The sequence below is a fragment of the Myroides odoratus genome, assembly GCF_001549985.1.
GTDB lineage: Bacteria > Bacteroidota > Bacteroidia > Flavobacteriales > Flavobacteriaceae > Flavobacterium > Flavobacterium odoratum_A.
In genome coordinates this window covers 1-13097 of record NZ_LROZ01000032.1, presented here as the reverse complement: position 1 = coordinate 13097, position 13097 = coordinate 1, and the positions used below count along the sequence as shown (strand labels likewise).

Here is a 13097-nt window from a genome sequence, read left to right as displayed (position 1 = left end):
GTATAATCCAGCCACAATAAACCCCGCTTATGCAGGGAGTGTGGATCACTTGCAATTTTTTGGTTTATACCGCACCCAGTGGGTAGGATTAGAAGGGGCTCCTAAAACAGCTTATCTATCTGGAACCACGCCCTTGACCGATAACGGTTTAGGTATGGGGTTTCACTTTAAAAATGACCATTTAGGGGTGATGGATGAAAATAGTTTATCGATTGATTTAGCGTACACGGTCAATCTGAATTACAACTATAAATTGGCCTTTGGGTTAAAAGCAAGTGGATTACTCTTGGATGTGAATTATGATAAATTACGGATCTATGATGGGACAGATCCGATTGCGGGAAACAATATCAACAATAAATTTTCAGGTAATATCGGTGCAGGAGTTTATTTATATTCCGATAAAGCCTATGTAGGTTTGTCGGCTCCTATGATTTTGTCTAATAGTATTTATAACGACAACGACTATAAAGTTATGAAAGAGAAGACTCACTTTTACGCGATGGGGGGCTATGTATTTGATATCAATCACGAGATTCAATTCAAACCTGCTGCTTTGGTAAAAGTAATGACTGGCTCTCCTTTACAAGTGGATGTAACAGCGAACTTTTTGTTTTACGAAAAGTTCACCCTTGGAGCAGCATATCGTTGGGATACATCTGTTAGTGGGTTAGCAGGATTCCAAGTTACTGATGGCTTATTTGTAGGGTATACTTATGATGCTGATACTAGTAAGCTATCTAACTATCATTCAGGTTCTCATGAGATCTTTATGAAGTTTGAATTATTTAATAGCAACAAAAGAAAAGTTGCTCCAAGATTTTTTTAATAATAATAAAACAACTATTTAATTTTATGAAAAATTTATTTTCTTTTTTGTTAATATTTTTTTTAACAAATAATATGTTTAGCCAAGTTACTATTGGTAGCTCTTTCGCTCCAAATAATGATGCTTTGCTTGATTTAAAAACTAATTTAGATGATAGTTCCTCAAAGGGATTACTCTTGCCAAGGGTAGCTTTGCTGTCTAAAAAATTAGCAACACCTTTAACCACTCATGTTAATGGAATGTTTGTTTATAATACCTCTAATATAAATAGTGAAATTTTTCCTGGTTGTTATTATAATAATGGAGTAGAATGGATTAGAGTAGGAAATAGCGATAATATTGTAATAGCTTCTAATGGATTGACTACAACAGGTAACAATATTACTTTAGGAGGATCATTGTCAACTTCAACATCTATTTATGATCTCTCAGATACGAATAAGTTTTCTTTTAAGGGAAGAGGTAAAGATGCACTAAATCTGATGGATGCAATGTCATTTGATGCTACAAAGAAATATGTAGGAATTGGTGATTTAGAAGCAATGAAAATTAATGGAATTCCTCAACCAACAGAGACTCTACATGTTCAAGGAACAGCACGAATTACGGGAACTAAATTAACAAATGCTACTACTATAATGGGTAGAGATAATCTTGGAAATGTAACTAATGTAAGGTTAGGACCTGGTCTTGTTTTTAGTAATGACGGAGCTATATTAAATCTTATAAGTGCAAGTAGTGGATTATCTTCAGTAGGTAACTCAATTGTTTTAGGAGGGCAAATATTGCGTACAGTTGGTATTACAAATATCTCAGAATCGAATAAGTTTTATTTTAAAGGAACGGGTCAGGATGCGTTAAATCTGATGGATGCAATGTCATTTGATGCTACAAAGAAATATGTTGGAATAGGTAATTTAGAAGACATGAAAGTTAATGGAATTCCTCAACCAAAAGAGACACTTGATGTTCAAGGAACAGCAAGAATTAGTCAATCTAAAGGTACAAATGCTAATACTATTACTGGTAGAGATGTATTAGGTAATCTAACAGATGTAAAATTAGGAAGTGGTTTTACTTTTAGTAATGGAACTTTAAATTTTAATTCTAGTAATAATGTATTTGCATTTAATGGTTTAACTACTACTGGTAGTAATATTCTTTTAGGGGGGCCTTTGTCAACTTCAACATCTATTACAGGAATTTCGAACACTAATAAATTTTCTCTTAAAGGAACAGGTCAGGATGCGTTAAACTTTGTGGATGCAATGTCATTTGATGCTACCAATAAATATATAGGAATTGGTAATTTAGATGCGATGAAGGTTAGTGGAATCCCTCAACCCCGCGAGACTTTACATGTAGAAGGAACGGCAAGAATTAGTCAATCTAAAGGTACAAATGCTAATACTATTACTGGTAGAGATGCATTAGGAAATATAACAGATGTAAGATTAGGTAATTCTTTATATATGCAAAATGGAGTTATTAATTTTGGAGCACCAGATAGAGATTTTCATGTATTAACTGGATTTATTTCATCAGGAACTTATACTCAAAAGATTTATGGTTATAACACTATGACTTATCAGTTCGTAGGAAGTCTTCCCTATCTGACAAATGCAACTGCTGGTGAAGTCTATAGAGGAACAATTAATACAAATTCAAAGCCAGCAAATACTAAATATATTCAAATAGGTTTTGACATTTCTAGTAATGTTAAAACTAAGGGAGGTTATTTAGCAAATCATCAAGTTTTTGCAACTTTGGAAGTAGTTGTCACTATAAATGATATTGTGGTAAAGAGGTTTAATGATTTATCTTATAGATATGGAGGATATGATTATGGTAAAAATGATGATAATAAATCTTATATTGGTATTATTCCATTAGATAGAGTTACAAATTTAGTAACAGGAAATAATACAGTTAAAATAACGGTTAGACCTTCTAATAGTACATTTCATTTAAATGTAGGTACTAATGATGGTTCGTTTGAGGTTGGGCAAGCTTATGTTGTTGATTATCAAGCTAAAGACGTAGTGATACAAGTGTTTGAGAAGTAGAGTTTTTTATTAGATTATAGATATTAATGATAAAATTTTATTGATGTTAAACTCTAGATATACTAACATTCTAATTAATGCATTTATTATTCATCTTTTTTAAAATAATTCTATTTTTTTATTATATCGTTTAATGTTGTTGTTTTTTTAAATTTAATGAAATTATATATTTAACCTATTTAATTAATTGAAATTGAGGTCATTTTGACTTTTGTAAAATCATAAAGTGGATATAGAACTTTGTGTCGCTAAACAAACAAAACCTACAACCCCGTGTACCAAGTACTCCACAAAGATAGTATAGCATAGAATTAGATATAGTACCACATTTACCACTTCCCAAAAGAGGATTTAAATCAAAAGCTCCACTTTATGAGATAGTTAATGCTATATTATACAAACTAAAAACAGGCATCCAATGGAGTTATTTACCAGTTCAAGCTTTGTTTAGTACTCAAGTACTAAGTCATAAAGCAGTATTTGGTCATTTTCGTAATTGGTGCAAAGCAGGTGTATGGCTTATCAAGGTAGAAAAAAACGTAAAACGACAAATTCTTTATATTTTACAGATTGTCAAGGTTTACCATTAGCTATGTCAAAACCGATAGCAGGAAGTCACAATGATTTATTTAATATAGAAGTCTATTTTTAGCATATAACTACTCGATTAACTAATGCTGATGGTTTTGATTCTTAGAAGTTTAGTGATAAAGAAATAATAACAAACCTCTGTCATAATAAACGAAATGGGCAAGATAATGAAGATGATTATTTTGATGAAAAACTATACAAAGAAAGATATGCTATTGAAACAACCAATGCTTGGTTAGATAGCTTTCGTTCTTTACTAAATAGATTTGACACCACACTTTACAGCTGGATGGCATTGAACTTCATAGCTTTTATTGTTATAGGACTAAAAAAGTTTTACAAAACTAAAAAGTCAAGATGACTTCATTAAAAATAAAGTGTTTTATGATTTTAGAAAAAAAGAAAAAAAGAAAAAATTACTTTTTATTGTTAACTAATGTGATTTGAAATTTATGATGTTAGATTCTGAAGAAATTATAGATAAACTTAAAAGCATTCTAGGTTATAAAACTGACTTAGAATTAGCTGATTTACTTTCAATTAAACCTAATACTCTAGCTAGTTGGAAAGCTAGAGGAAAAGTAAGGTATGAGAGAATTATTAAAATAGCGATTAGATTGAAAATTGATTTAAATGAAATTTTTCTATCGAATCCAAAATCAATCGTTAATGGTAGTTTGGTATCTCGTATGGTAAAGATGGTATCCTCAGACCATTTAATAGAATATTTTCTAGATCCAAAAAAATGCTTAGCTAAATCACCTTCATGTTATTTTCCTACTGAAGAGAAAATAGACATCGCATTTCAGATGGCAGTTGAAAATATGAGTCCTACTATAAAAGTTAATTCATATTTATTGTGCCAAAAAATAATTATAAAAGATTTAAAGCCTTGGCATATTTATTTAATTGTAATAGAAGATAGAGGAGTTTTGTGTTATAGATTTAAACGATTTGATGAATCTGGATCACTAGTTTTTATTAGTGATAATTCTAATTATGATTCTATTACAGTTGAGGCTATGAAGGTAAGAGAAATTTATTCTTTGAAAGGGATATTTCTTCCTACTACAAAGTATTTAGTGTAATTAGTGATTTGTAATGATCTTGTGCTAAAAACTGTATAAGTATAAAATTCTGCTTAGATTAAAACTGAGTAGAATTTTTATACATATATTTAAGCTTGTGATTTTCTTCTTTAAGCTTTTTTAAACGTTTCAACTCTTGTTTTTCCATTCTACTATGCTTTTCTCTTCAGTAGTAAAACGTACTCTAATAAATACATAATTCTCGATATATTAGGCTTACTAATCTTTCCTATTTATATTTTTAAGAGTTTTAATAATACTGTTCTTACTAAAATTTCTTGTTTTTCATTTTTAACTGTTTTGTTTAAAGTTTGTAATTTCTAATTAATAGAGGTTTGATTTTTTAAGGAAACCTTTAGCTACTCATATAAAATATTTTTTTTGTGTATTTTTATACTTATTTTTGTTCTACTGTATACAAATGTATTTGAAGTTTAACTTTTTGATTTACAATGATCAAGGTGTTTTAACTTAGAAAAATTAATATTGTCTCTTTGAGGTGTTTTTAATTCTAAAAAAATGCTTAACTAAATACCTCATTTTTAGGGGATAGTAAAGTATATTTTGGACAAATAAATAATTAAGCTGATTCGTTCGTTTATGGATTATAAACTATTACAAGATGTTATAAAATTATTAGAAGAATTTAATAATTATGGCATTAAAGAAGAAAAATCACTTGATGTCTTTTTGAATTGGGCATATGATAAAAAATGTATGAAAAGTGATTCTGCAAATCTAATTAAGTATCAAGATTGGATAAACAAAAATAAAGGTCGTAGTATTGAAAGTGAAATCAATACTTTGATTATTCATTTGTCTAAATATGCAAAAATTCATTCTAAAGAAATACTTGTAAATTCTGGTTTTACCTCGCAAGAAGATTTTATTTATTTAATCACATTAAAATCTTTCGGTGAAATGAATAAAATTGATCTTATTAGAAAAAATATTCAAGAAAAACCTGCTGGAATAAAAATCATCAATAGATTAATAAAAAAGGGATTTATTAATCAGCATGACTCTTCTTTAGATAAAAGAAATAAAATTGTATCTATAACAGATTTAGGTTTAGAAGAATTGAAGAAAAAACAACTCGTAATTAAAAAGATAACTAATTTAATTACAGGTGATTTAACTTCAGAAGAAAAGCATCAATTAGTTTATTTACTTCAAAAATTAGATAAATTTCACAACCCAATCTACATGGAGATTGAATTATAGTATTTGACTAATTACTAGATTAATATGATTTACAGTATAAAACTCTATTTGTTTAATATTAACAGAGTATATTTTTGTGCCAATATTAGATCGTAGTAATTCAAAATCTGTAGCTAAGAGAAAAACACATATAGCTGATTTTGTATGATTGGCGTTAGATTAAGTATCTATTATAGTACTATTTTAAAATAGTTTTTAGAATTTATAAATGCCATGAAGTAAAGTTTGTAGATTTTATCAATCTGGTTATTTGTAAAATGTAATTCCATAATTTATTTATTTCACTTCTGATTTGTTTTGAAAATACTTAAAAAAGTAAAGGATCAGAAGGAATTGCGTATAACCATAAATTGCATCTTCTATTGGAATAGTAAGCATTCTAATACCTAAAAAATCTTTTGGATTATAATTTACAATTGGGCTTTCCAATCCTGTTCCTGTCAAAACACCATTTACTGGAAAAAAACCAAGCATTAGTAGTGTAAAAACTACGGAAGCCTTAGTTATCCATTGCGCTTTTGCAATAAAATGAAGATAAAATAGGGTGGCTATAGTAATTAAACAGGTTGTAAGGGTGTAAATTTTATCAATACTTAACAAGCCAACTTCTGTTAGAATTGTTATACTTGTAAAAACTAACAAATTATTAAATGATGCTAATAAATTCCATTGATAATATTTGTCTATTGTAAAATACGTAAAAATGCAAGAAAAGGGAATAAATAGAAAAAAAAGTATTTCTTCTAAAGGTAAGCCAGCGATAGAAACACCTATGGTATAATTTGTATTAAACCACCATACTCCCCTATGAGTAAACCATATATCCCAAAGAATAAAAGGAATAGATACTAGAGTTGAGGCTTTAAAAAAATTAACAAACTGTTTATTAAATTGAATTCTACTATCAAAAGAAGCAACAAAACATATAATTACAGTTAAAAGCAATATAATAGAGTATGTAAATGACATCATTTTTTTGAATTATTTAAAAACATTTTATAATATTTTAATGGTACATATAAAAAGCCAAAACATTCACCGTTGTGCTTTTCAGTATGTTTGTGGTGCTGTTTGTGCGCTCTTCTTAAAGCCAAAAAATAGGGATTACTAGTATTTTTAAATATTTTTATTCTTTGATGAATAAAGATGTCATGTACAAAAAAATAAGTCATTCCATAAAGCATAATTCCTATACCTATATAAAACAAATAATTATAATTATTCAATGCTCCAAAATACATTAATGCTATTGATGGAATAGAAAAAATAATAAAAAAATAGTCATTTTTTTCAAAAACACCAGTATTAGAATGATTATGATGATCTTTGTGTAACATCCATAAAAAACCATGCATTACGTATTTATGTATAACCCAAGTAGCTATTTCCATTAATATAAAAACTAAAAATACAAGTAAAATGTTCATAGATTTACTTATTAGAATTGAATAACTCTTCTAGTACTTTATATCGATAATCAAAAATTTCTGTAAGTTTTTTCTTTACAAATAATTTATGAGCAAAATATCCAATAAACCAAAAAGGTAGTTCATATTCCACTGTATCTTTCATTAACACTCCATCTTTATTAGGAATAAATTCATGATGATGATTCCACAATTTATAAGGCCCCTTTTGTTGAAAATCTGTAAAACTCTTCCCATGATCCACTTGTGTAATACAAGTGGTCCACTTCAGCGGTATTCCCAGAATTGGAGTTACTATATAATCGATAATCATTCCCGGATATATCTTTTGATCACCAAATTCAGTTAAGACATGAAATTTCATATTCTTAGGTGTTATTTTCGATAAATTCAATGGAGAGCAGAAAAAACTCCAAGCCGTATCAATATCACATTTTAATTGCTGTTCTCTATATAGAATGTATTTCATTTTAAAATTATTTCAATATTATCTCTTAAAATAGAGTAGATTGTTTTTCTTTATTTATTTTGATAAATTCTTTATTTTTAGGGTATAATGCATCATAATCTAGAAGTTTGAGAGCATTTTAAAACTCAAGTACTAATTAAAGGGATACAACTAAATTTTATAATTTTAATCATAAGAGAGCTATTTTATATCTTAAATAACTTTTAAAAGCGACTAATGCTTTATGTGAATTTGATATGCGTATTCTAGAATTCAAAATTTCTGATGATGATTTGTTTTTAATTTTATAAAATAGGGACAAGTAATACTTGTAAGCTAAATAAACCCCGAATTTAGATGAATTTGGAAGTTTTTGTATACCAATAAGTGCTTGTTTAAATTCAATTTCAATGTCATCTTCAATTTGACTTTTAACTTCATTATCAAATACACCCATATTCATATTTGGAAAGTAAGTCCTACCAAGTAATTGATAATCGTCTTTTAAATCACGTAAGAAGTTTACTTTTTGAAATGCCGAACCCAATTTCATAGCAAAAGGTTTAAGCTCTTCATATTTAGTTTTATTTCCTTCTGTAAAAATCTGTAAACACATTAAACCAACAACCTCTGCTGAACCATATATGTATTGATTATATAAATCTGAATTGTAGTCAACTTTTTGTAAATCCATCTCCATGCTATGTAAAAATTGTTCAATCAAATTATAATCAATATTATATTGATGTACAGTTTGTTGAAAAGATTGTAAAATAGGATTTAATGAAATGTGTTCATTTAAGGCTATTTTAGTTTCATCTTTTAATCTTGAAAGTAACATAGCTTTATCATAATTGTGAAAACTATCGACGATTTCATCTGCTAGTCTTACATATGCGTAAATTGCATATATCGCCGGACGAATAGAAGGTTTTAGGGCTAAAATTCCCAATGAAAAACTAGTACTATACTTCTTAGTTGTGATTTTACTAATCGAGCAAGAAAGTTCATCAAACAAGTGTTTCATACAAATCATTTATTAAAATTATTAATTTGATTAGCTACTATTTTTCCTGATATGATACATGGGGGGACTCCTGGACCAGGAACAGTTAACTGGCCCGTATAAAATAAATTCTTCAACTTTTGATTCTTTAACTTTGGCTTTAATATTGCTGTTTGCCTCAAGGTATTGGCCAAACCATACGCATTTCCTCCATACGCATTGTAGTCAGCAATAAAATCACTAACGCAATAACTTCTTTTAAAGACAATTTTTGATGATAAATTTTGTATACCTGTGTGTTGCTCTATTCTAGCTAACATTTTGGACAAATAATTATTTCTAACCTCTTCATTATCTTCAAGACCAATAGCTAGGGGCATTAATAAAAAAATATTTTCTTTGCCTTTGGGGGCTACTGAGTCATCTGTCTTAGAAGGACAGCAACAATAAAAAAGTGGATCTTCAGGCCATTTTTTATCTGTGTAAATACATTCAATATGTGTGTCAAAATCATTTTCAAAAAACAGTGTATGATGTTGTAAAATTGGTAATTTTTGATCAATGCCTAGATAAAATATTAAACATGATGGAGCAAAAGTTTTCTTACTCCAATAATTTTCCGTGTAATTTCTAAAATCTTTGTCTAAAAGACTTTCTGTATGATGGTAGTCGCAAGAAGCAATAACAACGTCAAATTCATGTAATTTACCATTGATAAGTAAAGAAGTTACTTTATTATTAATAACATTGATTTTTTCTACTGTTTGATTAAAGTAGAATTTTGTTCCTTGTTTTTCAGCAATTGATTGCATCGCCAAAACTAATTGATAAAAACCACCAATAGGATAATAAGTACCTAATTTATATCCACCATAGTTCATCAAACTATATAAAGCAGGTATATTTTTTGGTGAGGCACCTAAAAATATAACAGGAAATTCCATTAACGCTCTTAATTTTTCATTTTGAAAGTATTTGTGAACATAGGTCCTAAAATTAGTCAGCATATCTAACTTAAAAGCCTGTATGCCAATTTGTAAAGAAGTAAATTCAAGCCAGTTATGACAAGGCTTTGTAACAAAGTCTTTCATTGCTATTTCGTATTTGGATTGTGCCACACGCATAAATTTTTCTAAGTTTTTAGCAGCTCCTGGCTCTATCTTATCAAAGATGACTTTAAGTTGTTCAAAACTTTCAGGAACTTGAAGGCAATCATTAGAAAAGATTATTTCGAACTGAGGATTAAGTGATACTAGTTTAAAAAAGTCAGAGGTTTTAAAACCAAAATCACAAAAGAATCCTTCAATAATATCAGGCATCCAATACCAACTCGGGCCCATATCAAAAACAAAACCTTCTGGAGTTGTAAACTGTCGAGCACGTCCTCCCGCTACAGTGTGTTTTTCAAAAACTGAAACATCATTACCAGCTTTAGCAGCGTAAGCAGCAGCGGATAGTCCAGAAAATCCCGAACCAATTATAGCTATTTTTTTCATTAGTTACCTCGATAAGTTGAATATCCATATGGACTTAAAGTAATGGGAACATGGTAGTGTTTATTATCACTAATTTGAAAAACTACTTCAATAAAAGGATAAAAGCTTTCTAAGTTTAACGTTTCGAAATAAGGAGAAGTTTTAAAAATTAATTTATAAATTCCATAATTATTTTGATCACTTAAAGGCAAGAAATCAGTAACCCTGCCATTACTATCTGTTTTAGTTTTGTTTATGGTTTTCCAGTTTGCTTTATTTTCCATCTTTTGTAAAACGACTTCAACATCAGAGGCAGGTTGTCCCAAAGAAATATTTAAAATATGGGTTGATAATTGATAAGACTTATTTTGAGCAAAGCAAAATTGCCCAAAAATTACCAATACTAGTAATAGAATTTTTTTCATAATATATAAAGTTTGATATAAATAGTAATGTTTAAAAAAGTGATTTATCTTCATTTACTAATGGTGTAAAAGTATACAAATATATAATAATAAGTATAATAGTATATATTTTATAGAAAAAAAATACTTGATTTATAATAGACTCTAATTTTTCTATTAAAGAAGTTTACATATGTTTAAAAAAAATATTAAAAATATCAGACAGGATATTAATTCTTAATAACAGAGTGGTATAGTAGCTATTTAAAATGATTAACAATACAATGATTAGATAAAAAAAACGATTTATTTAATTGAAAATAAACGTACAAAATGGTAATATAGTTCTCTGACTTTATGATTTTATATTGTTTAAAACTTTACTTGTTTTTACATGTATTTTATGCTATTTAGTTTAGAACATATATTATTATTTTGCTTATATATATTTATATAGTTTGGGGAAATAAACATACATATATTATAGGATTTAGTAGTGAAATTTGATTATTTCACATCATATAAAAACTTTTTACAGAAGATTGTTTACTTTAAATTATAGAGGAATATCTTTTAAATATTCTTATCCATAATATTATCAACTATTATTTTGGCCACCTTGGTATCATAATAGTTTGGAGAATTCCAAATCGATTTTAAAAGCCACTCTACTTAAACCTTCTTTTAGATAAATGTTTCCTCTACTAAAATAAAGATGATCCTTGTCTGTTCGATTGTTTATGTAGTATTTATAAAAACTGGATTTTCTAATGTATTTTTTGCTTTGTTTTTTAAGCTGAGTAAGTTTCTTTCAAAAAACTTTTTCTCCAAGTGCATTTGTCTGTTAAGGCTTGACTCTAAACGGTAGATTTTATTGTAATAGATCAGTTTACCAAGAATATTGGGTTTCACCACTTTGAAAAATAGACTTCTTCTTCAAGGGTTAAGGTTTAACTAAGCAGATATGCGCTTAGGGTAGTGGAGCTTGTTCATCCAACTACATAAGAAATGATTCCATCGGAGGTGAGTGTGGATAGACTAACCAATAATTTGGTTGTTAAAAGAGTTGAAGAGATACAATTACCACAAGAGGTAAAAGGCATCGTGCTAACCGAAGAGCAGCTTCAAACTTTAAAAGAAGGAAAAAACCTTATTTGTAGAAGGAATGCCCTCGTTTAAAGGGAATCTTTGTAATGCTGAAATTCAGTTTAACGCAGCTAAAGGGCATATTGAGTTTTTGTTTCAAAATCCAAACAAACAGGAATAATCAAAAGCGCAATCACAATCAGAAAAACAAGCGGATGAGTCTAAAAAATCAAAAGGACGTAAAATGTAAAATTGAAAACTATGATTGTAATTCTTGTAAGAAAACCAACTGTGGCTAGGGAAATAGCAGTGCTTGTTGGAGCTAAAATAAAAAAGGAAGGTTACATAGAAGGAAATAGCTATCCGCTCCATTCTCTAAGAGCAGTACCGCATTAGTATGTCTCGCACTATGAAAGGTAATATGCCTGTAAATACCCGCTTGGTTACACCAACGAACAATTTCATTATTGTAAATAGCTGAATATTTAAGATTAGTAAAAACGAGTTGATTTGTAGGCTTCTCCATCTTTTAGGGAAGCTTATAATTTTTAAATATAAATGAAGTTATATTGATAGTATTATATTATCATTAGTTTATTGAAAAAAAAAATAATTTAATTGTGAATATATTTATTATTTATTAATATTTATCATGAAAATATAGGTTTGTAGTGTTTTTGTAATGAATATTATATTATTGATTTTTTTTTTTTGATCTTTTAGTGTTGTTTTTTTGATTTTAAGAGGCATGTTAAAAAAAAGAAAAGATAATATTTTTGCGCTAAATAATTAATCTATAATTACTTAATGTATATGAAAAAAAAAATTATACCATTAATTGCTGTTTTAAGTATTGGAACAGTTTCCTATTCGCAAGTAGGTATAGGAACCATGAGTCCAAAACAATCTGCACAACTTGAGGTTGTGTCTGAAAATCGAGGAATTTTAATTCCTCAAATACAGTTAAATTCAACTTCGGATAAAAACACGATAACTGGAGGAAATGTAAATAGTTTGTTAATATTCAATACAACAGCTCAAAATGACGTTGTACCAGGTTATTACTATTGGTATTTGGATAGATGGGTGAAAATCATTAATCAAAATGATTTAACAAATTTAGATTTAGGTGTTAAAAATAGTTCTTTATTAGTTGACAATAATTCATTGGTATTGACTGATACTGAAGGAAATATTGTGTCAATTCCTTTGTCTCAAATTAATATATTGACTACGTTAGTAAACAATGGTGATGGAACGTATACTTATACTAACGAAACTGGGGCTGTTGTAACTATAGACGTGCCAGCAGATGTTACTAATAAATTTGAAGAGATACTTCAGAACACCACTGTACAGAATATTTTAAACGAATACATTAATAATAACATAGAAGGAAATGTAGTTTATGATTCAGTAAATAATCAGTTTACGTATGTAGATGGAACAGGAA

The 13097-nt window shown here is 28.4% G+C and carries 14 protein-coding genes and 2 pseudogenes; 7 read left to right on the top strand and 9 right to left on the bottom strand.

Going from position 1 to position 13097, the window contains the following annotated elements:
* The 5 genes and pseudogenes from AWV75_RS17945 to AWV75_RS17920 form a co-directional block, all read left to right on the top strand.
* A partial coding sequence (locus AWV75_RS17945) for a PorP/SprF family type IX secretion system membrane protein (protein WP_060875645.1) occupies positions 1-829 on the top strand: 829 nt, incomplete at its 5' end.
* Positions 830-855: 26 nt separating this feature from the next.
* Positions 856-2895, top strand: coding sequence for a hypothetical protein (locus tag AWV75_RS17940; RefSeq protein WP_060875644.1), 2040 nt, complete (start codon positions 856-858; stop codon positions 2893-2895).
* A 305-nt stretch (positions 2896-3200) separates the two neighbouring features.
* Positions 3201-3847, top strand: a pseudogene (locus AWV75_RS17935) (transposase).
* Between the two features lie 91 nt (positions 3848-3938).
* Positions 3939-4574 carry a LexA family transcriptional regulator gene (locus tag AWV75_RS17930; protein WP_231738196.1) on the top strand — a complete coding sequence of 212 codons (636 nt, stop codon included), beginning with the start codon at positions 3939-3941 and terminating at the stop codon, positions 4572-4574.
* Between the two features lie 600 nt (positions 4575-5174).
* On the top strand, positions 5175-5798 hold the full coding sequence (locus AWV75_RS17920) for a MarR family winged helix-turn-helix transcriptional regulator (RefSeq protein ID WP_060875643.1): 624 nt from the start codon (positions 5175-5177) through the stop codon (positions 5796-5798).
* A 276-nt stretch (positions 5799-6074) separates the two neighbouring features.
* Here the strand turns inward: AWV75_RS17920 and AWV75_RS17915 are convergent, their stop codons facing one another.
* From AWV75_RS17915 to AWV75_RS19265, 8 genes are all read right to left on the bottom strand, one after another.
* On the bottom strand, positions 6075-6770 hold the full coding sequence (locus tag AWV75_RS17915; protein WP_060875642.1) for a lycopene cyclase domain-containing protein: 696 nt from the start codon (positions 6768-6770) through the stop codon (positions 6075-6077).
* On the bottom strand, positions 6767-7225 hold the full coding sequence (locus AWV75_RS17910) for a sterol desaturase family protein (protein WP_060875641.1): 459 nt from the start codon (positions 7223-7225) through the stop codon (positions 6767-6769). The genes AWV75_RS17915 and AWV75_RS17910 overlap by 4 nt, the downstream gene beginning before the upstream one ends.
* A 4-nt stretch (positions 7226-7229) precedes the next feature.
* A complete protein-coding gene (locus AWV75_RS17905) occupies positions 7230-7694 on the bottom strand; it encodes an SRPBCC family protein (RefSeq protein ID WP_060875640.1) in 465 nt (154 codons plus the stop codon).
* 169 nt (positions 7695-7863) lie between these two features.
* Complete coding sequence (locus AWV75_RS17900; protein ID WP_060875639.1) at positions 7864-8700, bottom strand: phytoene/squalene synthase family protein; 837 nt, start codon at positions 8698-8700, stop codon at positions 7864-7866.
* A gap of 5 nt (positions 8701-8705) precedes the next feature.
* A complete protein-coding gene (locus AWV75_RS17895) occupies positions 8706-10175 on the bottom strand; it encodes a phytoene desaturase family protein (RefSeq protein WP_060875638.1) in 1470 nt (489 codons plus the stop codon).
* Positions 10175-10579, bottom strand: coding sequence for a hydroxyisourate hydrolase (gene uraH, locus AWV75_RS17890; protein WP_060875646.1), 405 nt, complete (start codon positions 10577-10579; stop codon positions 10175-10177). Before uraH ends, AWV75_RS17895 begins: the two co-directional genes overlap by 1 nt.
* A 604-nt stretch (positions 10580-11183) precedes the next feature.
* On the bottom strand, positions 11184-11300 hold the full coding sequence (locus tag AWV75_RS19270) for an RteC domain-containing protein (protein WP_262492200.1): 117 nt from the start codon (positions 11298-11300) through the stop codon (positions 11184-11186).
* Complete coding sequence (locus AWV75_RS19265; protein ID WP_262492199.1) at positions 11297-11470, bottom strand: RteC domain-containing protein; 174 nt, start codon at positions 11468-11470, stop codon at positions 11297-11299. Before AWV75_RS19265 ends, AWV75_RS19270 begins: the two co-directional genes overlap by 4 nt.
* A gap of 96 nt (positions 11471-11566) precedes the next feature.
* Here AWV75_RS19265 and AWV75_RS19205 point away from each other — a divergent pair, with 96 nt between their 5' ends.
* Entirely contained in the window at positions 11567-11737 is a 171-nt protein-coding gene (locus tag AWV75_RS19205; protein ID WP_231738195.1) for a DUF3945 domain-containing protein, read from the top strand.
* A gap of 229 nt (positions 11738-11966) precedes the next feature.
* Here AWV75_RS19205 and AWV75_RS17885 read toward each other — a convergent pair whose 3' ends face one another.
* Positions 11967-12170: a tyrosine-type recombinase/integrase gene (locus AWV75_RS17885; protein WP_060875637.1), complete on the bottom strand. Its 204-nt coding sequence runs from the start codon at positions 12168-12170 to the stop codon at positions 11967-11969.
* 287 nt (positions 12171-12457) lie between these two features.
* Between AWV75_RS17885 and AWV75_RS17880 the strand changes: the two are divergent.
* Positions 12458-13097: pseudogene (locus AWV75_RS17880) on the top strand (hypothetical protein); the annotation flags it as partial.